Source organism: Bacillus sp. JFL15, from assembly GCF_001184225.1.
Classification (GTDB): Bacteria; Bacillota; Bacilli; order Bacillales; family Bacillaceae; genus Bacillus; species Bacillus siamensis.
Genome location: NZ_KQ236689.1, coordinates 3,589,105 through 3,612,385 on the forward strand (window position 1 = coordinate 3,589,105; position 23,281 = coordinate 3,612,385).

Here is a 23,281-nt window from a genome sequence, read left to right on the forward strand (position 1 = left end):
CTTCACACAGTTGTGAAGCCTTCTCTTTTAACATACACCTTTAGGATACAAATGAGCCGTTTGTTTCAATCACTTTTTTATACCATTCAAATGAGTCTTTCTTGAATCGCTTCATTGACCCATTGCCTTCATTATCCCGATCAACATAAATCATACCGTAGCGTTTTTTCATTTCACCGGTTGTAAATGATACGATATCGATAATTCCCCATGGGGTATACCCCATTACATCCACACCATCATATGTGACCGCTTTTTCCAAAGCTTTTATATGTGACGCTAAATATTCTATTCTCGCTGCGTCATGGATTGAACCGTCCTCTTCTAACGTGTCAATAGCGCCGAATCCGTTTTCCACGATAAATAACGGTATCTGGTAGCGGTCGTATAAGCGGTTTAATGTGTACCGTAAACCGGTCGGATCAATCGCCCATCCCCAATCACTCGCTTTAATATAGGGATTTTCCACACCGTTTGGCAATCCTCCGTTTACGACATCCCCGGTATTATCGTTTATCACGTCACTTTTTACGGTAGTGGACATGTAATAACTGAATCCGAGATAATCCACCCTGCCGTTTTTCAAAATCTCTTCATCACCGTCTTCAAAGCGGATCCGGTAGCCCTCTCTTTCAAACTCTTTTAACGCATAACTCGGATAATATCCGCGAACCTGCACATCCGGGAAGAAAAAGCGCTGCCTCATCGTTTCCTCAGCCAGCATCACATCTTCCGGATTGGATGAGTAAGGATAAATCGGGACATGTGATACCATCGCTCCGATCCTGAAATCTGGGTTGATCTCCTTTCCCTTTGAAACAGCCAATGCGCTCGCCAGCAATTCGTGGTGGCCGGCCTGGTACATGACTTCTTTTGCGTTTTCGTTTTCTTTGACGGCGACACCTGAGTTCGTCCATAAAAAGATCGGATTATTCACATCCATCTTGTTGTTGATTTCGTTAAACGTCATCCAATACTTCACTTTATGTTTATAGCGTTCAAAACACACTTCAGCGAACTTTACAAAAAAGCCGATTGTTTTTCTGCTTCTGAAACCCCCGTATTCCCTCGCCAAATGCAGCGGCATCTCAAAATGCGACAACGTAATCACCGGTTCAATCCCATACTTCAGCAATTCATCAAACACCCGGTCGTAAAAAGCCAATCCTTCCTCGTTAGGCTCCGTTTCATCGCCTTTAGGAAAAATTCTGCTCCAGCCGATAGAGGTTCTTAAACATTTCAGTCCCAGCTCGCTGAATAATGCGATGTCCTCTTTATAACGATGATAAAAATCGATGGCTTCATGATTCGGGTAAAATTCCCGCGCTTCAATTGTATCTGTTATTTTCCTGGGCACACCATGCGCGCCCGCCGTCATAACATCCACTACACTCGGCCCTTTGCCGCCTTTGTTCCATCCCCCTTCAAATTGATGGGCGGCTAGAGCGCCTCCCCATAAAAAGTCTTTTGGCAATGTTCCCATCATTCATGTCCTCCTTTTTTGACCGCCGCTTGTCACGCCGAATAGATCCGCTTTGCAAGATTGGAAGAATGCTTTGCATTTACATGAAAAGTCAGTTTTCTTATTATACATAAACATTATAATTGTACCGGTACAATTTATCAATGCATAAACAATCATATTTATTTCACAAAATGGCTTTTCAAAACGATTATGCTATAATTCTGAAAGAAGCGGGACAATAAATGAATGAGGAATGTATATGTTAAAATACCAGCAAATCGCGATGGATATTGAAAAATACATAGAAGAGCATCAGCTTCAGCAAGGGGATAAACTTCCTGTGCTGCAAACCTTAATGACCCAGTTTAACGTGAGCAAAAGCACGATCACAAAGTCCTTGGATCTATTAGAAAAAAAGGGAATTGTGTTTCAAGTCAGAGGAAGCGGCATTTTTGTCAGGCGGAATAAAAGAAAAGGGTATATCAGCCTGCTTTCTAATCAGGGATTTAAAGAATCGCTTGAAGATTTTAATGTCACCTCCAAATTATTGGCGCTGGAAGTGAGAAAGCCCACACCTGAGGCTGCACAAAATCTGAATATGCCGTCTGATGGCGAGGTGTATTATGTCAAACGTATCCGGTATATTGACGGGAAGACATTATGTATCGAGGAGTCATTTTACAACAAATCGATTATTCCGTACTTGAATAAAGAGATCGTATCAGAATCAATATTTGATTATATTAGGGAAGGTCTCGGATTGAAGCGCGGTTTTTCAGATCTATATTTGTATGCGGGAATGTTAAATGAAGAAGAAGCGGAGTACTTAGGACTGTTTACCGGAGCGCCTAAGCTTTGCGTTGAAACGATTTTTCATTTAACCAACGGCCAGCCGTTCGACTTTTCAAAAGTCACCTATCACTATGAACAATCACAGTTTTTCATTCAGGCGAACAGCTACCTTTTTGAACAGGAAACGACGTAAGCAGGATTGCAAACAGAAAACACCCAATGCGTGACAGACGCACTGGGTGTTTTTTTACTTCTTCATGTTCTGATTTAATGTTTCAACGGCTTTTTTCATTTGTGTATCGTTGTCTGCAAGCTGTTTTTGCAGATCTGTCATCAATTTTGCCGTTGTGTCTCCTGTTAAAATGCCTGTTTCTTTCAGTTTCTCTTTTGCCTGAAATTGTTTGACGGCTTGTTCAAATGCTTTGTCATATGTGCCGTTTACATTCACGCTGTATCCCAGCGCTTTCAGCATTTTTTGCGCATTGGTGACGTCCGTTCCGGAATCCCCGTATTTGTACGTTTTTTTCGCATCTAAAAACGGCAGGTTCGCATAATCAGGCAGCTTAACCTGATATTGCGGTTTGATGCCTTTTTTATGAATCCATTCTCCGTCCGCTGTCAGCCATTTTGCGATTGTCAGTTTAACGGTTGAACCGTCGCTGTAATCCTTTGCCGTCTGAACGGTCCCTTTTCCGAACGTTTTCTCTCCGACCAGCGGAATCCCCGATGATTCATGCAGCGCAGCTGACATGATTTCCGCGGCGCTCGCGGTGCCGTCATTGACGAGGACGACTGTCGGTTTTGTCACTTTGCGCTCTTTCGTTGCTTTCATGACCTCTTTCGTGCCGTCTTTGTATTCGACCTGCATAATATTTTTTCCTTTATCGATAAACATGTTGCTCATTTTGATGGCTTCATCCATCAGGCCGCCCGGGTTGCCTCTTAAATCCAGAATGTATCCTTTCGCTCCTTGTTTTTCGAGTTTGTCAATGGCTGAATTCAGCTCTTTTGCCGTCGATTCGGAGAAAGATGTGATTTGGATTTCGCCGATGTCTCCTTTTTTCATTTCAGAGTACACCGTTTCAACCGGAATGGTGTCACGTTTGATCGACAGGTTCAGATCGCCGACACCCGCTCTGTGCAGCACAAGCTTGACGCTTGTCCCCTTTTTGCCGCGGATTAACGCGACAGCTTCGTTTACATTCAGGCCTTTGACGCTTTTGCCGTCAACCTTCAAGATCTGATCATTCGGTTTAATCCCCGCTTTTTCCGCAGGAGACCCTTTGATCGGTGATACGATCAGAATGCTGCCGTCCTTTTCTTCCACTTGTGCGCCTATACCTTCAAACGAAGCGGAAATTGTTTCTTCAAATGACTTTCCTTCCTGAGGATCCATATAAGAAGAATACGGATCATCCAGGGAACTGATCATGCCTTTTATCGCTCCGTCTACTAATTTGCTGTCATCTGTTTTTTGATAGTAATCACTTTTAATCTGCTCATAGGCTTTATTGAATTTCTCAAATTTGCTGTTCGTCAAAGCAGCCGAGCCTTGTCCGAAAATGGTCGTATTGCCCGTAATAAACAGCGTAAGCGCCGAGGCTGCGACCGCAGTGATCAATATGATAAAAAACAGTTTAAATTGCCGCTTCAAGAAAACACCACCTTTTTATTCTTACATTATTATCATAGACGAACGCTCATTCGTCAACTTCAAACGTGAGGCGCCCTTCTTTCCCGTTTACCCAAACCTATGCTTTTCTCCCAACATATGCTGAGGAAGAAAGGAGGATTCGGACTTTGAGCAAATATTTAGAAATGCTGTCCTTATTCGGAGTCGGAGGGGCTCACCCCGGCGGACTCGCTTTTTCTAAAGCTGTTCTCGCAAAAGCGGCTCCTCCTCCTGGCGAGCCGATCCTTGACGCCGGCTGCGGAACGGGACAGACGGCCGCTTATCTCAGCCACCTGCTGTATCCCGTCACCTGTGTTGATAAGGATCCCCTTATGCTTGAAAAGGCAGCAAAGCGATTTGCCGCTGAAGGCTTAACCATTCAAAGCTATTTGGCGGAGCTTGAGCGGCTTCCGTTTACTGAAAATCAGTTTTCTGCCGTTCTCTCTGAATCAGTTCTCACCTTTTCAAAGCTTGATTCATCGCTGTCTGAAATACTGCGGGTCCTTAAACCAGGGGGCATGCTGATCGGCATTGAGGCAGCTTTGAAAAAACCCCTGCCGGAAAACGCTGTCACGCAGTTAAAAGACTTCTACGGTTTTACCGTATTGCAGGATGAAGCGGCATGGAAGCAGATACTGCTTCAGCAAGGCTTTCAAAAAGCGGATTTCATTCCCGCTTTCTATGAAAACAATGCGCAGGAACCGACTACAGAAATGGATTTATCGCCCGTTATCCAGCCGGTTCACTACGATACGCTGACGGCTCATTACGATCTTATGCAGAAGTACGGTGAATATATGGGGCACTGCGCTTTTGTAGCTTACAAGTAAAACGGCGATTGTCCTCCTGTTTTCGTCCAACCTTTTTTACGCACTCTATCATAAGCTGACATAGAAAGATAGGTTGGATAGGAGGAGAAAAGATGCAAAACTATTATCATCTTTGCCGGCAGCACCATGGAAAAGTAGCAAGAATTACAGAACGAAACGGCAGAGTCCACGTCGGAAGAATCGTACGGGTGACAAAAAGTAAAGTGTATATCGCCCCTGTCGGCGGCCGTCACAGAGGGTACGGATTCGGTTATTGGGGAGGAGGCTGGGGAGGCTGGGGAGCAGCCTACGGTATCGGCCTTGGTTTAATTACCGGATTTGCGCTTGGAGGTTTGCTCTTCTGGTAATAAAGAAAGCCCGCTAAATTTATTCTTTAGCGGGCTTTTTCTTATTATACTTTCTTTACTTCATTAAAATATTCTTCAAGAGTTAACTGATGGTCATGGATGGCTTTTGCCGCTTTTTTGCCTACATAACGCAAATGCCATGGTTCATACTCATACTTTGTTACATTTTCTTTGCCTTTTGGATAGCGGATGATAAAGCCGTATTCATACGCATGGTCTTTCACCCATTTGCCGTCAGCCGTGTTTCCGAACGCTTCATTCAGCTCATATCCGTTGCTTTTGCTGGAAATATCCATGGCAAGCCCCGTCTGGTGTTCGCTTTGCCCGGGGTATGCGACGGCTTCTTTCGCTTTCTTTTCACCTTTCAGACTGACTTCAATATCGAAAATCACTTTTTGTCTGTCATAAGAGCGGTATCCTGAAACGGCAACCAGGTCATAGCCTTCTTTTTTCCCCGCGTTGAACAATTCCGCCAAAGCATCGGCGGCAGGTTTGCGGATATATCGTTTCTCAATTTTCTCAGTGAAAGAAAATTCAACTTTCGGGATGACGAGATCCTTCGGTTTATAATCTCCCGGCAGCGTGTATGTCTTATTCACGAGCGCAAGTGTATTTGTCGGGTTTTGAATGGTTTCAAGCCCGTTCACTTCTTTAATGTCATTAAAATATTTGCTCTCCAATACAAAATCGCTGTCTTCTGTCTTCGTTGTTTTTTTGCTTGATGTGTCATCTGATTGTTTTGTTTGAGCCGTTGTTTTTGTGTCCTTATGGCTGTCGCCCCCTGAAATGCTGCAGCCGGTGCCCACGATTGCGGTTACGCTGAGAGCAGCAGCAAGCGAGAACCATTTAGTGGATTTCTTCATTTTACCCTTACCTTTCTTTTTTTGAATCAGAGCGGTGCATAAAGAAGAGGGCTGCTTTTATCAGCATGACCCTCATCTCAAGTTTACGATACAGTATGCAGCGCCAGTTTTATCATATCATGAAAAGTCGTTTGACGCTCTTCTGCGGTTGTCTCTTCTCCCGTTAACACGTGATCGCTTACAGTCAGGATAGACAGCGCTTTTTTGCCGTATTTTGCGGCAAGCGTATATAAAGCAGTCGTTTCCATTTCTACGCCGAGGACGCCGTATCTCGCAAGCTTTTCGATTTGCGAGTCTTCATTGTAAAACTGATCGGCGGTGAATACGCTTCCGACGGCTACAGGAAGGTTATTTTTTTGCGCTTCCTGGTACGCTTTATGAAGAAGGTCGAAATCTGCGCAAGGCGCATAATCCACACTTCCGAAAGCGACACGGTTCATCTGTGAATCGGTTGAAGACGTCATAGCCAAAATCACGTCGCGCACCTTCACGTCATTACGGATGGCTCCGCATGAACCGACTCTGATCAGGTTTTGAACATCATAGCTTTGAATCAGTTCATTCACATATATAGAGATAGACGGAACACCCATCCCGGTGCCTTGCACTGATATTTTTTTACCGTTATATGTACCCGTAAATCCGTACATTCCTCTGACTTCATTATAGCATTCCACATTTTCAAGGTAAGTTTCCGCAATAAATTTCGCTCTCAGCGGATCTCCCGGCAAAAGCACTGTATCCGCAATTTGACCTTTTTCTGCGTTTATATGTACACTCATTTCCATTTCCTCCTGCCTATTCAAACTCCCACCCATTGTACACTGAATAACGGTAAGAGACAATCATCAGCATTGATCAGAGCGATCTTGGGCAGAATATGCGGGATGACAGCCTAAGGAAAAGGAGTGAGCATAAATGGGCAAAAAACAGCGCAACCGGGTGACCGGCCAGAAAAAGAACAATCACGTACCCGTTTCAGACGTGATTGCGGCTGATGAAGCGCATGGAAAAGAGCATTCCGCTGCTAAACGGAAGCCTTAAAACAAAACGGAAGCCGGCTGAACATTCAGCCGGCTCCGTCTTACCTCGGCTGGACGAGCAAACGGTTGATTTTGCTCCATCCCGCAGGGTTAAGCCTGTAATAGGTCTTTCCTTTTCTTCCTTCGTCTATGAGTATGACATCGCCGGTCGCTATGAATCTGGCTTGATAGTCATTTGGAACCGTATCAGGCACATTAAAAACAGAAAATGCCCTTTCCAGTGCGTCTTGATGATTGTCAGCGGCCAGCTCTGTCCGATAGACGACCCTGTATCCCTTTTTCTCGCCGTAGCGGGGTGTTTGAAAAATCGTCACATCATAGGCACAAGTCTTTTTTTTAAACACGGGCAGCGATAACAGCATCAAGATCCCTCCCTCTTATTTCTTAATAGTATTAGCGTTTTTTCTCATTTTTCCTGTCTCTATTTTTGTCGAAACGGGTGATACTTTTCGTCAAAGAGCGCAAATAGAGAGACGAGGCAAAGTCCGAGACTGAATCCGGCAAGTACATCCGTCGGAAAATGCGCGCCTAAATAAATTCTGCTGAGCCCGATCAGGATGACGAGAACTCCGGTAAAAACGGAGACAGCCCGCTTTCTTTTCGTGAAGAAAGGAACGTGCTTGATTAAAAAGTAAGCGATGACGGGATACATCACTGCCGAATTCATGGAGTGGCCGCTCGGAAAACTGTATGAGGTTTCATGGACGAGCGGCTCAAAAGCGGGTCTGGCTCTTTCGATCAATTCTTTTATTTTTATGTTAATTATTCGTTCAATGAGGAAGAGAAGCGGCAAAAACACAACATCAGGCGTTTTTTTGTACATATACAGGGCTGCTCCCGTCAATAGAAGAAGCGGTAAAAGCACCGCGGTCGTGCCGAGCTCTGTTATCCATAACATCAATTCATTCAGCCAGGCAGCCCTGATCCTGACCGCCGCTTCTATCACCCTCTCGTCAAAAACCCGGACAGCATCGATCCGGATGGCTGCTGCGAGCAGAATAAACAATGCGAAAAGACCTGCTGGCTTGTACAACGTTTTCCCCCCATTTTTCATTCTCCCGAGCCGATTGAAAAAACCGAAGCTTTTTTCACTTCGGTTCCGCAGTTTCAGTCTTCATCAAGCTCTTCGTCTATCATACATTTTTCTAATAAATAATCAAAGGTGATGTCGGCTATTTCAAAGATCTCCTCTTCACTCGGTATGTACCCGCGCATAGCAAGCTGACTGTAAAAAAAATCGGCTATCTCTTCTGTGTCAATCACAAGATCTATTTCTTTCATGCAAACACCGCCTCCTTTTTTATGTTTTATGAAAAAACCCTTCAAATTATACCCGAAAGTTCTAATCGCTTTGTCTGCTCATATACTTTTAAAAAAACAAGCCCCCGGAGGGAGAAAAGATGATGACGAAAATGATGGCTTTTTTGGACGGAGATGGATTTGATATCGTATTGGAAAAAGTGCTGAAAGGAATGTCGTTTGTAATCTTTGCCGGCTGTCTGCCCTGGTTTTTATATGTCACCGTCCGTTTTTTTGCCGGCTAGCTGAAATGCTCCCGCAGGCTTTCCAGCACAAAATTCATCATATCTTTATATTCTTCGTCACCGAACATATCATAAAGAATCTTATAATCGTTATAAATATCAAGGAGCTCATCTACAATCGATACCGCCAGCACATGCAGGGTATCAAGATCATCAGCATCGCCTTCAAACTGAAGAAGAGCGGACGCGGCGGTATCCTCGCCGATCTCATGAGATGCTTCCCCAACATAGTGGACAAACAGCAGCTGATGCACAAACTGATCCATTTCATATTTTCTCAGAACCAGCGTGAGATCCTCTTCCTCCGTTTCAAGCCACTCTCCGTCTTTCAGCCGAGTCAGCTCATAAATAATATCCTCCCAGCCATCCTCTAAATATCTCCATATTTCAGTTCTGTGGCCGATGATACGGAATAATTCTTTTCCGTAGTCCTTTACATATACGACGTCGCCGATCAGAAACTCATATTCAATATCCAATTTTTCCATATCAACAATTACGCCCTCATAATCTTTATAAAGCTGGATGGACGATTCAAAATAAAGCACTTCATTATGGTTGACTTCGTAAAGATAATGTTTATCAATTTGATGAACCTTCGTAATGGTGCCGACGGTTCCGTACATCACGACGACCACGATATCTCCCACTTGAAATTTCGGTTTATTTGGCTTCATGCTGTCTCCCCCTTGCCGCGGACTGTCATACGCTATCGTATGCCGGCCGTCATTATTTCGCATGGGCATGAAAACCACAGGAAATATCCATTTCTGCACCTGTTCAACATGTCAAAAAAACCGCACAATGTCATGTGCGGTTTTTCGTCAGGCGTGATGCACCTCGGTCTCATATTTTTCCCAAGCCTCATCAAATGTCGACATCGTTTCTAAATAATCGGCGCTCAGTTCTAAATACGAACTGAGCTCATGATAATCGCTTGACGTTTTCGGAAAGCCATGGTCTTCATATGCCTGATTCGCAAATCGGCTGATTGCGTCCTGCGGCTTAGGATGCCTGTATTTCATTAAATAGTGGTAAAAGGATTTCATGGGTTTCCCCTCCTGATGACTGTCTTTTGTTGTACTATTATACATTTCAAAAGTGAAATTACAACAAAAGAAGACTAGGAGAAGTCAAAATAATTCCGTTTCAATATCCGTTCTGTCTGCATCAGCTCTTGATATGTGAGTGTTTCCGGTAATTTTTTGGCGTCGACTAAAAAAAGCTGATTTTCGATTTCGCCTATGACCGCTTCCTCCTGATACGTCATCCCGCAGGAAGAACAAGCGAACGCGGGTGTGTCTGTAATTTCTATGGCCCTCGTACCGTCAGGAAGCTCCCAGTATACAGCCGACTGACAAGCTGACGCCTTCTGATTGCCGCACCACTCGCATGGCTTCACGGCGATTCACCTCCGACTTCCGAGCCTTCTTTTTGCTCTTTCTTCTGCTGTGCTATAAATTTCTTTTCTTTTAATTCATCTCTCTTTTCCCTCCGGTCTTTCAGCGTTTCATGATCAGGGTTAGAAGTAAACGCTTTCCTCCTGCTGATTCGCGATACATTTTCCGGTGTGAAAGAGACCTCTTTATCCGCGAAAATAGCGCTTAGTCCGACCGGTTCGCGTTTGGCCATCGTTCCCGGAAAAACAGATTCAAAATAGTCGTCGGCTTGATTCGGGATATAGTTTTCCGGTTCGGGATAAGATGTAATCACCCCTTCAAAGTTTCTGATCACAACTTTCTCCGGACTTTGGGAGAGCAAATAGTTCGGCTGCAGGGCAATTTTTCCGCCTCCGCCCGGGGCATCGACGACAAAGGTCGGCACGGCAAAGCCAGTTGTATGGCCTCTCAGCCCTTCAATGATTTCCAGCCCTTTTGACACGGGCGCTCTGAAATGACCGATTCCCTCTGACAAATCACATTGATAAATATAGTACGGGCGGACGCGGATTTTCACTAAATCATGCATGAGCTTTTTCATAATCGGCACCGAATCGTTAATGCCCGCCAAAATAACGGCCTGGTTTCCGACCGGAACACCTGCGTTGACAAGCTTTTCACACGCCTCAACCGATTCTTCCGTCAGTTCGATGCTCGTATTAAAATGAGTGTTCAGCCAGACCGGATGATATTTTTTCAGAATCTGACAAAGGTTATCCGTTATCCGCTGCGGAAAAACGACAGGCGCTCTCGTTCCGATCCGGATAATTTCGAGGTGAGGAATGTCGCGAAGGTTTTTCAAAATATATTCGAGAATCTGATCGTTAATTAAAAGTCCGTCACCGCCGGAAATGAGACAGTCACGTATTTCAGGCGTTTCCCGAATATAAGCGATCGCCGCATCAAGCTGTTTTTTCGGCACGCCCATCCCGATCTGCCCGGAAAAGCGCCTTCTGGTGCAGTACCGGCAGTACATCGAGCATTGGTTTGTCACGAGAAAAAGAACGCGGTCGGGATAGCGGTGCGTAAGGCCGGGCACCGGCGAATCTTCATCTTCAAACAGCGGATCTTCGAGGTCATATTTCGTTTTGTGCATTTCTTCTGACAGCGGCACGGACTGCATGCGGATCGGACATCTCGGGTTATCGGGATCCATTAAGGAAGCATAATAAGGCGTAATGTTCAGAGGAATCGTTTTTACAGACATTCTGACGCCTTCTTCTTCCTCTTCGGTCAAATGAATGACTTTTTTCAGGTCATCGACGGTTCTTACGGTATGAGTGAGCTGCCACAGCCAATCATTCCACTTTTCTTCCGGCACATCCTTCCATAATTCAATCTCCTTCCAATGACGCTTCGGCTGAAACCACTTATTTGTCAAACGAATTCCTCCTTATGAATGGCTGAAACGTAATGTCTTGCACCATATATTCATATTTTCGAGCCCTTCTGAAATCCGGCAGTTGTTCACAAGCCTGCCTCTGTAGCCGTATCCCGCATGATACAAAACGGCATTCATCCCGTAAGAGGCTGCACGGGCCAAGGAAAAAAGATGAATGATTCCCCGGCCCGAAAGTTCCTGCTCCAAGGCTTTAAACAGGTGTGCCGTTACGGAATTTCCTCTGTAATCTGACAAAACTGCGCAATCGGTCATTTCAGCGTGCCCCAATACGGGATTGAGATCCGCGCTTGCCGCGCCGATAAGACGTTCCTGATCGAAGGCGGCATAATAGATGGTGTTTTCTCTCATTGTTTTTTTTATATAAAGGGGGTTAAAGACAGGAGTCGGATAGGTGAGAAAAACATGTTTATATAAGTGCGATAAGCGGTCTGCATCATCTTCATCCGCTTTTCTGAATATAAGCTTGCTTTCTGTCTCGGTCAGTTTCCGCCGCTGTGTCTCATATAAACGGTCAACAGTCGAATCTTCCGATACATATGAATCAGACTGTCTCCGTTTCTCTGATAAATAACGCACCATCACAGCAGCCTCATGCCCATTGTAATATCCGTCTATGACCCCCTCAAGAATAAAGAGATGCTTGACAAGTTCCGGCTCATCACCGCGCTTGGCAAAGAAAATCACCTTTTGGGCCCCTTCTTGCTTCGCTTCTGCCAAAACAGCCGGGATAAGCGCCTCGGGCTGCCCGTCATAACGAATGACCCTGATCCGCTCGTTGAAACGGTCTGCATCAATCTCGGCCGATCCGCTTTCAGCCCTCAGTTCCTTTATCAGCTCTGCCACCCCCATCTGCTACCCCGCACCATTCCATCATAAAAAGAGAAATGATTTTGACGGCATCAATTAACGCCCGGACTTCAATATATTCATTTGCCTGGTGCGCCGCTTTGACTTCTCCCGGCCCGAAAACAATGACCGGCGTCTGCCCCGCATGATGCAAAAGCCCCCCGTCCGTTCCCCACGGAGACGCTTCACGTATCGGTTTTTCCCCTTTCATTTTCTCAAAAGATGATTCCAAAGCGGAAATCAGCGGATGGTCATCCGGGAGATCGTTCGGAAGCCACTGAGCTCCAAACCATTCAACTTCCGCCGGATGGTGTTTAAACCACTCATCCCGGTACTCCAAATCTTTGAGCCAGCTTGCGAGCTCTTCTTTTACGGCTTCAGGCGTTTCATCCGGAGCTATCCCGCACCTGCCTTCTATCACGACACGGTCAGCTACCGAAGATGGCCACGTTCCGCCTTGGACGGTGCCGATATTAATGGGAACCGGAATCGGAACATCCCGGTAAAGCGGGTCAGTGATGCGGGCGTTGCGGACGTGTTCCAGCTCTTTAAGCGCTGTGATGACATGCAGGCTTTTTTCAATCGCGCTCACCCCTTCATAGCGGGTGCCGCCGTGTGCGGACAATCCTCTTACCGTAATGCGGAACCACATAGACCCTTGCTGCTTCACAAACAGCTTTAAATTAGTCGGTTCCGGAATAAGCGCCCCGTCAGCCTTATAGCCTCTCATAACCGCCGAAAGCGTTCCTGCGCCGCCGCACTCTTCATCTACGACACTTTGAAACAGAACATCTCCTTTTAATGTAACCCCGCAGGCTTCAAGCGCTTCTAATGCAAACAAGAGAGCTGTATTGCCGCCTTTCATATCCGTTGAACCGCGGCCGTAAATTTTGCCGTCCTTTTCAACAGCGGTAAACGGTTCATACGTCCATGCGGCGGGATTTCCTTCCGGGACAACATCAATATGTCCGTTCAGTATCAGTGATCTTCCGCCGCCGGCTCCTTTCTTTATGGCGGTGATATTCGGGCTTTCATGAAAGTCTTTGCGTTCCGATACAAAATAAGGATGCTCTTTTAATTGTTTGACATTCGGTTCCCACACATCAATATTCATGTCAAACTGTCTCAGTTTTTCTAAAACGACTGCCTGTGCGTTAAATTCATGTCCGAACGTGCTTTTTTCCCCGATCAGCCGTTTCAGCAGACTTACCGCTTTTGCCGCATTTTCTTCCGCCCACTCAGTAATTTTCTTTTCTAATTGATCCATGGACAGGCCCCCTTTTAAGAAAACATTCTCCCAATCTGATTTCGGCATCCGTTGTTTGGATGACATCGTCTATCGTCGAGCCATTCAGCAGTTCCTCAAGAACAAAAGTCCCATCCTCTATGCTGATGACGGCTTTCTCTGTAATAATGAGGTCTGCACAGCGCGAAGCCGTAAGCGGCAATGAACAGCTTTCGACTAATTTCGGCCTGCCCTTCTGATCGGTGTGGCTCATGACGACAACCACTTTTTTCGCACCTTGGGCAAGCTCCATTGCCCCGCCCATTCCCGGCACTTTTTTCCCCGGGACGAGCCAGTTGGCGAGATCACCTGTCCGGCTGACCTGTAATGCGCCTAAAATGGTAATATCAATCAGCCCTTTTCTGATCATGGCAAAAGACAGAGCTGAATCAAAATATGAAGCTCCCTTTACCGTGCTGACGGGAAATCCGGCGGCATTGCATAAGAGTTCATCCTCCGCTCCGGGCTCGGGACTTCCTCCTATCCCAAGAACGCCGTTTTCCGCCTGCAGCATCACCTCCATGCCGGCCGGCAGAAAGTTCGGCACTAAAGAAGGAATGCCGATCCCCAGGTTGACAATCATGCCTGAGGTAATTTCACTGGCGGCCCGCCTTGCGATACTCTCTCTTTCCGCTATTCCCAAGCCCATTTCCATTTCACTCCTTCACTTTGCACGACACCCTCCACAAAAACGCCCGGTGTTACAATATGCTCGCTGTCAAGTTCGCCGGCCTGCACAATCTCTGCCGCCTCAGCAAAGGTTCTTTCGGCCGCAGCCGCCATCAGAGGGTTCATGTTGCGCGCCGTTTTGTCATATGTCAGATTCCCGAATTCATCAGCAGTATGTGCCGACACAAAAGCAAAATCAGCCGTCAGCGCTTTTTCAACTAAATAGGGCTTTCCGTCAATCGTTACGGTTTCTTTGTTCTCGCAAACGGTTGCGTTATCAATCCCGATATCCGTTAAAATACCGCCAAGCCCCGCTCCGCCTGCGCGAATCCGTTCGGCAAGCGTCCCTTGAGGCGAAAATTCCACCTCCAGCGTTCCGTCAGTCATTTGTCTGCCCGCTACAGGGTTTGAACCGATATGGGAAGCGATCAGCCGTTTCACCCGTTTATGAACGATAAGCGGGCCGATACCGATTTCCGGAAAGCCGGCATCGTTGCAGATGACGGTCAGCTCTTTAACGCCGCTTTCTAAAATCGCTTCAATTAATGACGGAGGAGACCCCACACCCCCGAAACCGCCGAACATGATGACAGATTCGTCCTTGACATCGGCAATTGCTTCATGTATATCGATTTTTTTATGAAAAATAGACATGTCAGTTCAATCCCTCTTCATCATTTTTTCTGCTTCTTCTGCAGCTAGTGAAAATAGATCTGACAGTTCATCCAGCTCAGCATATGAAATCGTGAGCGGCGGCGCGATGATAACGGCGTCTCCTTCGCCGCTGTCAATGCCGGGCTTTGCAGGGTAAATCAGCAGCCCTCGTTTTTTTGCTTCTGATATCATTTTTTCTGTAAACGCCTGTTTTTTCGGAAAAACTTCCTTTGTCGTTTTATCTTTGACGAACTCCACCCCGATCAGAAGGCCTTTTCCGCGGACATCCCCGATCACCCCGCTGCGCTCTTTGATTTGTTCTAATTGCTGCCTCAGTATTGCGCCTTTTTCCTCTGCCTGCTGAAGCAGCCCGTGTTTCTTGACATAGCGAAGCACCTCAAGCGCCGCTCTTGCACAGTATGGGTTGGCACTGTACGTATGCCCGCTCATAATGACCCCGGAGCCCCGCTTGATCGTTTCAATGATGTCATCAGAGGCAACGGCTGCCGCAATCGGAGCGTAACCGGCGCCTAACCCTTTTCCAAGCACCGCGATATCAGGCACGATTCCCCAATGCTCAGAAGCAAGCATCCGTCCTGTTCTTCCGAGCCCCGTCATGACTTCATCCGCGATAAACAAAATACGGTGCTTGCGGCAGACATCCTCAAGCGCTTCATAGTAGCCTGCCGGCGGAGTGATGGCAGCCCCGGCTGCTCCGACAATCGGTTCTGCGACAAAACCGGCGATAAATGAGGCGCCGATCCGTTTAACAGCCGTTTCCAGCTCGTCTGCCGCAGCTTTTACAAATTCCTCTCCCTGCAGCTCAGAACGGTACATATTCGGCGCTGAAACGGCAGGAAACCGTTCAAGCAGCTGGGTAAAACGGTATCTGCGTTCATAAAACCCCGATAATGAAAGCGCTCCCAAAGTAATTCCGTGGTAACTGCCCCATCTTGATAAAAAGACGGATTTTTGGTATTGGCCTTTTTCCTGCCAATATTGAACGGCCATTTTCATCGCTGTTTCAACTGCCTCTGAGCCGCTGTTTACAAAAAATGACCAATTCAGCCCGCCCGGCAAATGATCAGCCAGAAATAAAGCCAGCTCCTCTGCCGGCGCACTGGTGAATTGCGAGCGATACACAAACGAAACGGAGTCAAGCTGCTCTTTTAAAGCTTGTATAATATCCTCCGTCCCGTGGCCGATATTGCAAGTGACCGCTCCCGATGCCCCGTCAAGATACTTGTTCCCCTCCAGATCATACACATATGATCCTTTTCCATGGCTGACTGTCGGATAGATCCCGTCAAGCTCCGGTTTGATTAAATAACTCCCCATATCTTTCCACCTCAAAAACCCATTTGCTTCATTGTATGAACAGATGAATAACGGCATTCTTATCCTTCAGAAAGTTTTTTTGCAGTAATTACCTTTCTGTAAAACAGGCTGCCGGAGATGTCCCGACAGCCTGAAGAGCGTTCTCAGTTCTGCTATTTATCTGCTCAGCTCAAAACCTCCGCCATTTTGATCGGAATCGGCATAAGCAGAAGGCGGAAATTCCCGTCTTCTTTACTGTATGGGAACCAATATTTCACACAAATGATCATTCACTTTTTGAAAGGTGTACCTTTCGATAATAGGCTGTTCTCTTACGATTAGATTATTTTTTTCGATCTCTGAAAAAACAGTTTTCCAAAATCCACTGACTGCCTCTTTCGTATGATCAAGCAAGAAAACAGCGTATCTGCCTCCGGAAGATGTACCAACCCGTGCTGGTTCAGGCACATGATCTTGATGAATAACAGCGCAAACATCATAGCGGCATTTCTCTTGAGGCGTACGATTCGGATGATCTTGCGGAATTCCTAAAATAGCAGAATGATCAAGCAGGCTATTCAATTGCGCCCAAGTTTTAAAAGACTCCATAAGTTCTTTATTTTGCTTTCCGCCATACTCCCCGACGTTTCGGAAATAAGCAATTCTTGATTCAGGTCATTCTTCAATCGTTATTTTCACATTTCAGAAAAGTAATATGTATTAAAATGTTTTTCAAGCTGACTTTCAACATGAACATAACAAAAAGCCTGCAGGATGTTCTCTGCAGGCTGATGTTCTTTATAGGATTTTTTCAGTCTAACAAATAAAAGCCGCACCGACGATGATTAATAAAATAAACAATACCACGATCAGCACGAATGTACTGGTTCCGCCTCCGCAGCCGCCGTATCCAAAGCCATAACTGCCGCATCCCCCATATCCGTATCCGTACATCCGAATCACCCTTTCTTCTTACGATATACGGCATTGTATGCGGGCCAACTCCCAATTGTTTTATGCGAATGCCCATCTATGTAAGAAAATAATGAAAAATTGTATGCACACGCCGAAATCTTTTGAAGCCGAGTTTCTCATAAAAGCGGTTTACACCGTCCATCCCGGACGCCACAAGGTATACGGTTTCCATGCCGTTCAGCTTCGCCGCAGCCATCAGTTCGTTCATCAATATCGTCCCGTAGCCTTTCCGCTGGAATTGATCCAGAATGGCAACTTCTTCAATTTTGGCGGTTTTATCCGCTTTGTTGATGAAAAGCTCTCCGCAGCCGATCGGAATCGTTCTGGAGGCATCGCTGTAGCACACGACAAGCAAAACCGTCCCGTCCTTATACAAAGGATATTTCCGCTGAAGCTTTTGTTCGGCCGCCGCCTCGCCAATGTAAAGGGCATCATAAATGTTCATAATAGATGACCCGTCAGCAAGACTTTTTTCCGTTCCCCAAGCGGTGAGAGGATGTCCGGCCTGCCGGTCCCCATTTTCCAGCTTCCTTGCAAAAAACAGTTCATCCTCCACTACGTATCCCTGCTTTACCAATGTTTGTTTCAAAAGAAGCGGAAATGTGTGCTCCGGTGACGCTTTCACATGAATATAATTGGTTTGAAGCATGTTCGGAACAGACGCAAAAAACGGAAGCAGTCCGTCTAACGGAAATGTACGGTGCAGCTGAACAAAGTTATGTGAAAAAATCTGCGGCAGCAAAGGGTCTCTATACACAGTGTAATGCTCGAACCTCTGCATGCCGGAAGTAAGCTCAATATATTGTTTCTCGGTTTTAGCAAATTGATCGGTCATAAAAGCTCTCCTTTTCCTTACACATCCAACTGCATCTCTCATCCTTTTGTGATATTGAGATTTCTTATAATTTCATCGTACATCGGATAGAACGGCTTTCCAATTGGTAATTGTTTAATTTGCTGAAAGGAAATGGGTACCGCCTTCTGATTCGCAAAAAAGCGTTTCACTACATCCTGACTGATCGGATGGAGAACCCCTCTCAAATAAACATAAAATTCACGTTCAATGCGAAACAGCATTCTTCCGGGAAGATGCTGAACACAGCCCGATCTCTCCCATCTGATCGGCGGACCGTCCGGCAGCGCTTGGATTTCATCCCGTTCTAAAGCCAGGATGCCGGGTCGTTTAAATTGGTAAAAGCGAAAGGCGTTAAGATCAATCAGCCTTTTCGTCCCGTCTTCTACAAAATAGATATGACACTGATCCGTGACGAGCTGAAAATTCGGAATACCGGCAGCGTTCTCTTCCTCGTATTGAAATAAAAAAGGATCCGGAATGACGACGGCTCTTCCTTCATATAACGGTCGCCAGCGCTCATTGACAAGCTTTCTTTTATTCCGGTCAAGCTGATATACTTTCTGATCCGTCCCCTTTACAAAAGACCCGTCAACCAGCTCTGACGGAAGCGATTGATACGTATTCTGGAATGAGTGGGGTGTTTTATAGGTCGTATCCAACACTTCTTTTATCGGCAGAAATGATGTAAATGTGTTGAGCCTGCTCCAAAAAACAGAGTCTCCGTGATTCCAATGCATGACATCTTCGTCCCAAAAACTGCCGTACTTCTCCTTCACACACCGAAGCAATGATTTCCTGTGCATCACTGAACAGTGATCAACGAGAAAAGCAGCCTGGTCAAGCACGTCATCAGCAAAACGATAAAAGTGGAATTGCTCTGTTCCGCGCTCGTTTACATGCACCACCTTCTGACTGGAATAGACGGCATCAAATTCGGTGCATTGATTAAGCGTTTCCGCCATGCGGCTGAGTCTATCCGGATGATATACGGTGTCATCCGTCAGATAAGTGACGTATTCACCTTTAATCCGTGTAAGCGCATCATTAATCAAAACGGCATACCGGGTCGATTTCAGCCGTTCAGCCGGATTGATAAAACTGTTGTAATAGTATATGCGGTGATCTTTTATATACGTACTGATGGCCGCCGAGGTTTCTTCATTTGAATGATCATCCATTATAAACAGCTCCCAATTGCTGTAGGTCTGCTGCAACACACTTTCAATTGCCTGTTTCACGAGATACGGTTTGTTGTAACTCGTTAAGATAATCGAGATCTTCTTTTCCATCCCATCACCCCTTCTGAACACATAAAAAACGGCTCCGAAAATGACAGAGCCTGATATCTGGTATTAAAAAGCACCCCAGCTGACGATGCTTGAAATCGCGACATTTGATCTTGTATTATTGAGAGGATTTTGAAAAACGGCCAAATCTGACAGCACTTCTTTGACAATCACGTTCTGCAATGTGCTGCCGTTAACCAGATTGACACGTGAAACAGGAACTCCAAGCTCTTTTGCCATCACAAGCTGACGCCGCAAATCTGATTGATCTCCTGACGGCTGACGCGATACCAAAAGAAGAAGCAGCAGTAAAAGATGAAATTCCTCATCAAAACCCCCGCATTTTACAGTTTCTTCTGAATCCAAAATAATTCCTCTCCTTCTTTTTTTAATCTATACAACGTATGTCGCACGCTTGCAATCCGCATAGACAGATAAAGCCTGATTCTAAATTCAGCGGTTTTATTAAATATGAAAAAAATACGTCAAAACGGCATTCGACTTATACCAATCACACCAATCAGGAATATGAATAAACGTGAGGTTGAAATAGTTAAAGGAGGTGTATGATCCCATGAGTGAGGATCGTTTAGAGCTCAAAAAGAAGCTATTGAAAACTCTTTTGAACCCTATATTTGACAACAGCGCTTTATCTAGCGGCACAGATGGAGGAGATAACGTGGAAAACAATATAAAAGATTTATTAGAATCGGCAATTGATGCAAAAGTGGATGAAGCAGCTGCGCAAGACAGTCTCAGCGCTCAATCTGTTTTAGGAAGCGGCATTTCATTAGCGGCGAGATGGATTTTTGCGAGAGTTCAGCCCGGCACTGTTATCAGCATTGTGATGGATTCAGGAGACATGATCGGTCCGGTTCAATTTGTTTTCTTTGACGAAGTTCACGGAATTGTTTATGTTACGCAGGAAAATTCTGTTACACCGGCAGGCTCTGCTACAACATTGCTTGACGTTGACAAAGTCGAAAGTGTCACCTTCACTTCGTAACAGCAGATGAACGTTCTATATATCCGTTCAGGATATAAAGGCATTTACACGTATTTTGACCGCTGGATCGAGGAAGGTTTTTTACAGTCTTCCGTCCGCTTTTTTTCTGTTTCTGAGCTTCAGGAAGATACAATCAGCAGCATACGGGCATTCAAACCTGACATCAGTCTGATGATGGCGGGCGACCGTATTCCGTCAGAATGGCTTCAATGGCTGAGAACAGAGCAGATTCCCGTCTATCTATGGCTGACGGAGGACCCTTTTTATTTTGATGTGAGCGCGAAAATCGCCCCGCTCGCCGATGCCGTTTTGACCATAGAACAAAACGCTCTTGATGCTTATCGGCAAATGGGCTTACAGCACGTATATTATGTCCCGATTCCCGTTAATCAGCGGATTTTTACGAAACAAGCGCCTGACGCTTCTCTTCACACCAATCTGCTTCTGATCGGATATCCGTATCCGAATCGTGTTGAACTCGTGAAAGCAGCGGCGAAGCTTCCGTATACGCTTCGTATCATCGGGAAGGGATGGCGCAGACATCTGCCTAAAACAATCGCCAGACAGAAAAATGTGCTCATAATGGATGAATGGATTGAACCTGAACATGCCGCATTGTATTACAACAGCGCAGACGTGGTCTTAAACCCGCACCGTTCTTACCGGTTTGCGCTCAATCAGAATGGACGCGGCATCCAAAATATCAGTTTAAATACGAGAAGCTTTGACATTGCGGCCTGTCAGACATTTCAGCTGACAGATCTATCTCCCGCGCCCCCTTTTTCATCCTTTGTTTCTTACAGCGGGCTTGCGGATTTTGCGGATAAGATCCAATTTTATATGACAAACCCAACTGAACGTGAACGAATTGCGGCACTTAATTATCAAGAGACAGTGCCGGCTTACACGTATGACCAGCTTCCGGCCGTGCTTACGGCTATTCGCTCCGATACTTTCTCATGAAACACTCTTCACATGAAAAAGCAGCTTATCCAAGCTGCTTTTTGTATGTTTATTTTCCGCTTCTGTCGGTCAGTTTTCGCGGGTCAACCTGTTTATTGACCTGCGGGCGGAAGCCGATTTTATCAGCAATTCTTTCCCATGGCACTATTTTAAAATTTTGATTTGCCTTTTGGCCGTGATCTATATTTTCCCCATCCTGTGCGACAAAAAGACCGAACGGATATTTTGGCCCCAGCCCGAAGCCCAGAACGTCAATTCCGTCCGTATCGCTAGTGCCGTCGGTTTCAGGCCCGTCTGTAATACGAAAATCCGCCACATATTTGTTCTGTCCTTGTCTGTCATAAATGGCATAGCTGCTGTTTCCCTGACTTGATGCCAGCAGATAGCCTTTACCGTCAGCAGCGTAGTAAATCGTCAATCCTTCAATGTCAGGCGTTAAATGCCTGCCGTCGGCTCGGTCGATAACCGTTCCGTTACTGCCGCCGTCCGGTTCGGCGCTGAACTTCCAAATGGCTTCATCTTCTTCCGCGATATAAAGACTGCCGTATTCATCGTCTGCTGCCATTCCTTCCGTCTGAGAATTCATTTTAAATGCCCTTACCTTCTTGCCGGATATGTATCCATTTTTGTCCGCCTTTAATTCATATTGCTCAAATTCGCCCTCTTTCCCTGTCACCATCGCGTAATATTTTCCCGTTTTTTGACTGTGATACAAGCTGAAACCGTATACTTCATCAATTGCTGATGCAATTGGATTTTTTGGATCTGTAATGCTTTGCAATGTGCCGTTCTTTCCGTCAATGGCGTAGATCTCAACTGTATTTTTCCCTTCAGACCGGTTGGATGCTGCCGCAATATCGACTTTTTTTCCGTTCAACGGAAAATCATAGCGGATATCAACATTGTTCAGTTTCCCGGTATTATAGGAATGAAGCATCTTACCATCGAGGCTGTAAACGACTAAGCCTGATTTTTTATTGGTCGTAATCAATTTGCTGTTCTGAGGAGTTTTGGAATCCAGCCAAATCGCAGGATCGTCCGCCGCATCACCGGCTGTATCAACAGGTTCCGTTTCCGCCGCCGCATTGACGGTAAAATGATAAGGATCAGACAGCTTATGCTTGGCCTGAGAAGAAACGGCACCGCATGTGAGCATCAGTCCGGCTGCCGCGGTTAACAAAAGTGTTTTTGAATGATTCATTTTACTTCCTCCTTTTTTAAACCTGCACTTCAATTGTAAAATACATACAGGATCATCAGTGTTAAGTTTTTGTGAAAATTGTAAGAAAGTGAAAATGCGTGTTGAGAGAAGAAAAAAGACGGGAGCAGAATTACTAGTGAATATTTAGTACAATGATTTGTTAGTAATTCTTTTTCTATTAATCGGATCAAGCGAAATGAAAGCGCATCAGATTAATGATTTCCTCTAATTTTTAATTTATTGGTTGCTTTCATTAACTCGCTGAAATTGTTCAACATATGATGCATGGTAGAGAAACGAGAGTTGGAGGATAAGCCATGCCTAAACAGCAAGCAGTAGAGCTAAAACCATTTTTTCACGATAAAACTGTTCTCGTCACCGGCGGGACAGGGTCAATCGGAAGCCAAATTGTTAAACGCCTTTTGCTCTTAACGCCTAAAGAAGTCATTGTATTCAGCAAAGATGACAGCAAACAATATGTGATGAAACAAAAATACGCGGATGAACAAAGACTGTCATTTGTGCTCGGCGATGTACGTGACTACAGAAGAGTAAACCAAGTGATGAAAGGTGTTGATATTGTCTTTCACGCCGCTGCGCTGAAGCAGGTTCCGACTTGTGAGGATCATCCGTTTGAAGCCATTCAAACCAACCTTATCGGCGGACAAAATGTCGCAGAAGCCGCTTTGCTGCAAGAGGTGGCGCATGTGATTAATATCAGTACCGATAAAGCCGTTTATTAAGATACTGACTACAAACAAATCAAAAAAAGAAGCTTACTCTGCACTCCTTTCCAAAGCAGCCTCCAATAAATGCTGAGCAAATT

General features: G+C 45.6%; 30 protein-coding genes. 8 read left to right on the forward strand and 22 right to left on the reverse strand.

Translation table 11 applies throughout. From position 1 onward, the window contains the following. Positions 1-40: 40 nt before the first annotated feature. Positions 41-1,483: a 6-phospho-beta-glucosidase BglA gene (bglA, locus tag AD710_RS17465; protein WP_049628639.1), complete on the reverse strand. Its 1,443-nt coding sequence runs from the start codon at positions 1,481-1,483 to the stop codon at positions 41-43. Between the two features lie 241 nt (positions 1,484-1,724). Here bglA and AD710_RS17470 point away from each other — a divergent pair, with 241 nt between their 5' ends. Beyond that, on the forward strand, positions 1,725-2,450 hold the full coding sequence (locus tag AD710_RS17470; protein ID WP_016936631.1) for a GntR family transcriptional regulator: 726 nt from the start codon (positions 1,725-1,727) through the stop codon (positions 2,448-2,450). A 54-nt stretch (positions 2,451-2,504) separates the two neighbouring features. Here AD710_RS17470 and ctpA read toward each other — a convergent pair whose 3' ends face one another. After that, positions 2,505-3,911 (reverse strand): carboxy-terminal processing protease CtpA, encoded by a 1,407-nt coding sequence (ctpA, locus tag AD710_RS17475; RefSeq protein ID WP_045926156.1) that lies wholly within the window; start codon positions 3,909-3,911, stop codon positions 2,505-2,507. A gap of 146 nt (positions 3,912-4,057) precedes the next feature. On the opposite strand from ctpA, the gene AD710_RS17480 reads away from it, so the two are divergent. Both AD710_RS17480 and AD710_RS17485 read left to right on the forward strand, forming a co-directional pair. Next, a complete protein-coding gene (locus AD710_RS17480; RefSeq protein WP_016936633.1) occupies positions 4,058-4,759 on the forward strand; it encodes a class I SAM-dependent methyltransferase in 702 nt (233 codons plus the stop codon). Between the two features lie 92 nt (positions 4,760-4,851). Continuing rightward, positions 4,852-5,106, forward strand: a complete 255-nt coding sequence (locus tag AD710_RS17485; RefSeq protein ID WP_016936634.1) for a hypothetical protein — start codon at positions 4,852-4,854, stop codon at positions 5,104-5,106. A gap of 44 nt (positions 5,107-5,150) precedes the next feature. On the opposite strand, the gene AD710_RS17490 is transcribed toward AD710_RS17485, so the two are convergent. After that, entirely contained in the window at positions 5,151-5,969 is an 819-nt protein-coding gene (locus AD710_RS17490; RefSeq protein ID WP_049628640.1) for a M15 family metallopeptidase, read from the reverse strand. Between the two features lie 83 nt (positions 5,970-6,052). Continuing rightward, positions 6,053-6,751 carry a purine-nucleoside phosphorylase gene (deoD, locus tag AD710_RS17495; RefSeq protein WP_047474591.1) on the reverse strand — a complete coding sequence of 233 codons (699 nt, stop codon included), beginning with the start codon at positions 6,749-6,751 and terminating at the stop codon, positions 6,053-6,055. 136 nt (positions 6,752-6,887) lie between these two features. Here deoD and AD710_RS19680 point away from each other — a divergent pair, with 136 nt between their 5' ends. After that, the gene (locus AD710_RS19680) at positions 6,888-7,013 is read left to right on the forward strand and encodes a hypothetical protein (RefSeq protein WP_003153701.1); all 126 of its coding nucleotides are present in this window, start codon (positions 6,888-6,890) and stop codon (positions 7,011-7,013) included. Between the two features lie 40 nt (positions 7,014-7,053). Here AD710_RS19680 and AD710_RS17500 read toward each other — a convergent pair whose 3' ends face one another. From AD710_RS17500 to AD710_RS19395, 3 genes are all read right to left on the reverse strand, one after another. Beyond that, positions 7,054-7,374: a YodL domain-containing protein gene (locus AD710_RS17500; RefSeq protein WP_003153700.1), complete on the reverse strand. Its 321-nt coding sequence runs from the start codon at positions 7,372-7,374 to the stop codon at positions 7,054-7,056. A gap of 59 nt (positions 7,375-7,433) precedes the next feature. After that, complete coding sequence (locus AD710_RS17505) at positions 7,434-8,045, reverse strand: phosphatase PAP2 family protein (RefSeq protein ID WP_016936637.1); 612 nt, start codon at positions 8,043-8,045, stop codon at positions 7,434-7,436. Between the two features lie 74 nt (positions 8,046-8,119). Then, positions 8,120-8,293, reverse strand: a complete 174-nt coding sequence (locus tag AD710_RS19395) for a YozD family protein (RefSeq protein ID WP_013352563.1) — start codon at positions 8,291-8,293, stop codon at positions 8,120-8,122. 119 nt (positions 8,294-8,412) lie between these two features. On the opposite strand from AD710_RS19395, the gene AD710_RS19915 reads away from it, so the two are divergent. Then, complete coding sequence (locus tag AD710_RS19915) at positions 8,413-8,556, forward strand: hypothetical protein (RefSeq protein WP_014418137.1); 144 nt, start codon at positions 8,413-8,415, stop codon at positions 8,554-8,556. On the opposite strand, the gene AD710_RS17515 is transcribed toward AD710_RS19915, so the two are convergent. From AD710_RS17515 to cgeC, 14 genes are all read right to left on the reverse strand, one after another. Further along, entirely contained in the window at positions 8,553-9,233 is a 681-nt protein-coding gene (locus AD710_RS17515) for a hypothetical protein (RefSeq protein WP_016936639.1), read from the reverse strand. The genes AD710_RS19915 and AD710_RS17515 overlap by 4 nt on opposite strands. A gap of 147 nt (positions 9,234-9,380) precedes the next feature. Next, positions 9,381-9,605 (reverse strand): YozE family protein, encoded by a 225-nt coding sequence (locus tag AD710_RS17520; RefSeq protein ID WP_016936640.1) that lies wholly within the window; start codon positions 9,603-9,605, stop codon positions 9,381-9,383. 74 nt (positions 9,606-9,679) lie between these two features. Beyond that, positions 9,680-9,958, reverse strand: a complete 279-nt coding sequence (locus AD710_RS17525; RefSeq protein WP_016936641.1) for a YokU family protein — start codon at positions 9,956-9,958, stop codon at positions 9,680-9,682. Continuing rightward, positions 9,955-11,376 carry a lysine 2,3-aminomutase gene (gene ablA / locus AD710_RS17530; RefSeq protein ID WP_049628641.1) on the reverse strand — a complete coding sequence of 474 codons (1,422 nt, stop codon included), beginning with the start codon at positions 11,374-11,376 and terminating at the stop codon, positions 9,955-9,957. The genes AD710_RS17525 and ablA overlap by 4 nt, the downstream gene beginning before the upstream one ends. Before the next feature lie 12 nt (positions 11,377-11,388). Further along, positions 11,389-12,231, reverse strand: coding sequence for a putative beta-lysine N-acetyltransferase (ablB, locus tag AD710_RS17535; protein ID WP_049628841.1), 843 nt, complete (start codon positions 12,229-12,231; stop codon positions 11,389-11,391). Further along, positions 12,209-13,510, reverse strand: coding sequence for a peptidase (locus tag AD710_RS17540; RefSeq protein ID WP_049628642.1), 1,302 nt, complete (start codon positions 13,508-13,510; stop codon positions 12,209-12,211). Before AD710_RS17540 ends, ablB begins: the two co-directional genes overlap by 23 nt. Next, the gene (locus AD710_RS17545) at positions 13,482-14,177 is read right to left on the reverse strand and encodes a 3-oxoacid CoA-transferase subunit B (RefSeq protein WP_016936645.1); all 696 of its coding nucleotides are present in this window, start codon (positions 14,175-14,177) and stop codon (positions 13,482-13,484) included. The genes AD710_RS17540 and AD710_RS17545 overlap by 29 nt, the downstream gene beginning before the upstream one ends. Then, the gene (locus tag AD710_RS17550) at positions 14,162-14,851 is read right to left on the reverse strand and encodes a CoA transferase subunit A (RefSeq protein WP_016936646.1); all 690 of its coding nucleotides are present in this window, start codon (positions 14,849-14,851) and stop codon (positions 14,162-14,164) included. Before AD710_RS17550 ends, AD710_RS17545 begins: the two co-directional genes overlap by 16 nt. A gap of 6 nt (positions 14,852-14,857) precedes the next feature. Continuing rightward, positions 14,858-16,189, reverse strand: coding sequence for an aspartate aminotransferase family protein (locus AD710_RS17555; RefSeq protein WP_049628643.1), 1,332 nt, complete (start codon positions 16,187-16,189; stop codon positions 14,858-14,860). Positions 16,190-16,420: 231 nt separating this feature from the next. Then, positions 16,421-16,831, reverse strand: coding sequence for an AraC family transcriptional regulator (locus AD710_RS17560; protein WP_082197893.1), 411 nt, complete (start codon positions 16,829-16,831; stop codon positions 16,421-16,423). A gap of 153 nt (positions 16,832-16,984) precedes the next feature. Further along, positions 16,985-17,122 (reverse strand): YjcZ family sporulation protein, encoded by a 138-nt coding sequence (locus AD710_RS17565; protein WP_016936649.1) that lies wholly within the window; start codon positions 17,120-17,122, stop codon positions 16,985-16,987. 76 nt (positions 17,123-17,198) lie between these two features. After that, positions 17,199-17,978, reverse strand: a complete 780-nt coding sequence (locus AD710_RS17570) for a GNAT family N-acetyltransferase (RefSeq protein ID WP_049628644.1) — start codon at positions 17,976-17,978, stop codon at positions 17,199-17,201. Positions 17,979-18,016: 38 nt separating this feature from the next. Then, positions 18,017-19,288, reverse strand: coding sequence for a glycosyltransferase family A protein (locus tag AD710_RS17575; RefSeq protein ID WP_049628645.1), 1,272 nt, complete (start codon positions 19,286-19,288; stop codon positions 18,017-18,019). A 63-nt stretch (positions 19,289-19,351) separates the two neighbouring features. Further along, the gene (gene cgeC, locus AD710_RS17580; RefSeq protein ID WP_047474568.1) at positions 19,352-19,651 is read right to left on the reverse strand and encodes a spore maturation protein CgeC; all 300 of its coding nucleotides are present in this window, start codon (positions 19,649-19,651) and stop codon (positions 19,352-19,354) included. A gap of 208 nt (positions 19,652-19,859) precedes the next feature. Here cgeC and AD710_RS17585 point away from each other — a divergent pair, with 208 nt between their 5' ends. Both AD710_RS17585 and AD710_RS17590 read left to right on the forward strand, forming a co-directional pair. Then, positions 19,860-20,291: a hypothetical protein gene (locus AD710_RS17585; protein ID WP_016936653.1), complete on the forward strand. Its 432-nt coding sequence runs from the start codon at positions 19,860-19,862 to the stop codon at positions 20,289-20,291. A 6-nt stretch (positions 20,292-20,297) separates the two neighbouring features. Next, the gene (locus tag AD710_RS17590) at positions 20,298-21,254 is read left to right on the forward strand and encodes a CgeB family protein (protein ID WP_049628646.1); all 957 of its coding nucleotides are present in this window, start codon (positions 20,298-20,300) and stop codon (positions 21,252-21,254) included. Positions 21,255-21,303: 49 nt separating this feature from the next. On the opposite strand, the gene phyC is transcribed toward AD710_RS17590, so the two are convergent. Then, a complete protein-coding gene (gene phyC / locus AD710_RS17595; protein WP_049628647.1) occupies positions 21,304-22,455 on the reverse strand; it encodes a 3-phytase in 1,152 nt (383 codons plus the stop codon). Between the two features lie 317 nt (positions 22,456-22,772). On the opposite strand from phyC, the gene AD710_RS17600 reads away from it, so the two are divergent. Continuing rightward, positions 22,773-23,198: an SDR family NAD(P)-dependent oxidoreductase gene (locus AD710_RS17600; protein WP_016936656.1), complete on the forward strand. Its 426-nt coding sequence runs from the start codon at positions 22,773-22,775 to the stop codon at positions 23,196-23,198. Positions 23,199-23,281 lie beyond the last annotated feature (83 nt).

What these genes read in the sequence shown, in the direction of transcription:
- AD710_RS17585 (WP_016936653.1), top strand. Translation starts at nt 19,860, where the DNA reads ATGAGTGAGGATCGTTTAGAGCTCAAAAAGAAGCTATTGAAAACTCTT.
- AD710_RS17590 (WP_049628646.1), top strand. Translation starts at nt 20,298, where the DNA reads ATGAACGTTCTATATATCCGTTCAGGATATAAAGGCATTTACACGTAT.
- AD710_RS17540 (WP_049628642.1), bottom strand. Translation starts at nt 13,510, where the DNA reads ATGGATCAATTAGAAAAGAAAATTACTGAGTGGGCGGAAGAAAATGCG.
- AD710_RS17515 (WP_016936639.1), bottom strand. Translation starts at nt 9,233, where the DNA reads ATGAAGCCAAATAAACCGAAATTTCAAGTGGGAGATATCGTGGTCGTC.
- AD710_RS17550 (WP_016936646.1), bottom strand. Translation starts at nt 14,851, where the DNA reads ATGTCTATTTTTCATAAAAAAATCGATATACATGAAGCAATTGCCGAT.
- AD710_RS17565 (WP_016936649.1), bottom strand. Translation starts at nt 17,122, where the DNA reads ATGTACGGATACGGATATGGGGGATGCGGCAGTTATGGCTTTGGATAC.
- bglA (WP_049628639.1), bottom strand. Translation starts at nt 1,483, where the DNA reads ATGGGAACATTGCCAAAAGACTTTTTATGGGGAGGCGCTCTAGCCGCC.
- AD710_RS17600 (WP_016936656.1), top strand. Translation starts at nt 22,773, where the DNA reads ATGCCTAAACAGCAAGCAGTAGAGCTAAAACCATTTTTTCACGATAAA.
- AD710_RS17570 (WP_049628644.1), bottom strand. Translation starts at nt 17,978, where the DNA reads ATGACCGATCAATTTGCTAAAACCGAGAAACAATATATTGAGCTTACT.
- AD710_RS19680 (WP_003153701.1), top strand. Translation starts at nt 6,888, where the DNA reads ATGGGCAAAAAACAGCGCAACCGGGTGACCGGCCAGAAAAAGAACAAT.
- AD710_RS17500 (WP_003153700.1), bottom strand. Translation starts at nt 7,374, where the DNA reads ATGCTGTTATCGCTGCCCGTGTTTAAAAAAAAGACTTGTGCCTATGAT.
- AD710_RS17520 (WP_016936640.1), bottom strand. Translation starts at nt 9,605, where the DNA reads ATGAAATCCTTTTACCACTATTTAATGAAATACAGGCATCCTAAGCCG.
- AD710_RS17545 (WP_016936645.1), bottom strand. Translation starts at nt 14,177, where the DNA reads ATGGGCTTGGGAATAGCGGAAAGAGAGAGTATCGCAAGGCGGGCCGCC.
- AD710_RS17470 (WP_016936631.1), top strand. Translation starts at nt 1,725, where the DNA reads ATGTTAAAATACCAGCAAATCGCGATGGATATTGAAAAATACATAGAA.
- deoD (WP_047474591.1), bottom strand. Translation starts at nt 6,751, where the DNA reads ATGAGTGTACATATAAACGCAGAAAAAGGTCAAATTGCGGATACAGTG.
- AD710_RS17555 (WP_049628643.1), bottom strand. Translation starts at nt 16,189, where the DNA reads ATGGGGAGTTATTTAATCAAACCGGAGCTTGACGGGATCTATCCGACA.
- AD710_RS17485 (WP_016936634.1), top strand. Translation starts at nt 4,852, where the DNA reads ATGCAAAACTATTATCATCTTTGCCGGCAGCACCATGGAAAAGTAGCA.
- AD710_RS17575 (WP_049628645.1), bottom strand. Translation starts at nt 19,288, where the DNA reads ATGGAAAAGAAGATCTCGATTATCTTAACGAGTTACAACAAACCGTAT.
- AD710_RS19395 (WP_013352563.1), bottom strand. Translation starts at nt 8,293, where the DNA reads ATGAAAGAAATAGATCTTGTGATTGACACAGAAGAGATAGCCGATTTT.
- AD710_RS19915 (WP_014418137.1), top strand. Translation starts at nt 8,413, where the DNA reads ATGATGACGAAAATGATGGCTTTTTTGGACGGAGATGGATTTGATATC.
- AD710_RS17490 (WP_049628640.1), bottom strand. Translation starts at nt 5,969, where the DNA reads ATGAAGAAATCCACTAAATGGTTCTCGCTTGCTGCTGCTCTCAGCGTA.
- phyC (WP_049628647.1), bottom strand. Translation starts at nt 22,455, where the DNA reads ATGAATCATTCAAAAACACTTTTGTTAACCGCGGCAGCCGGACTGATG.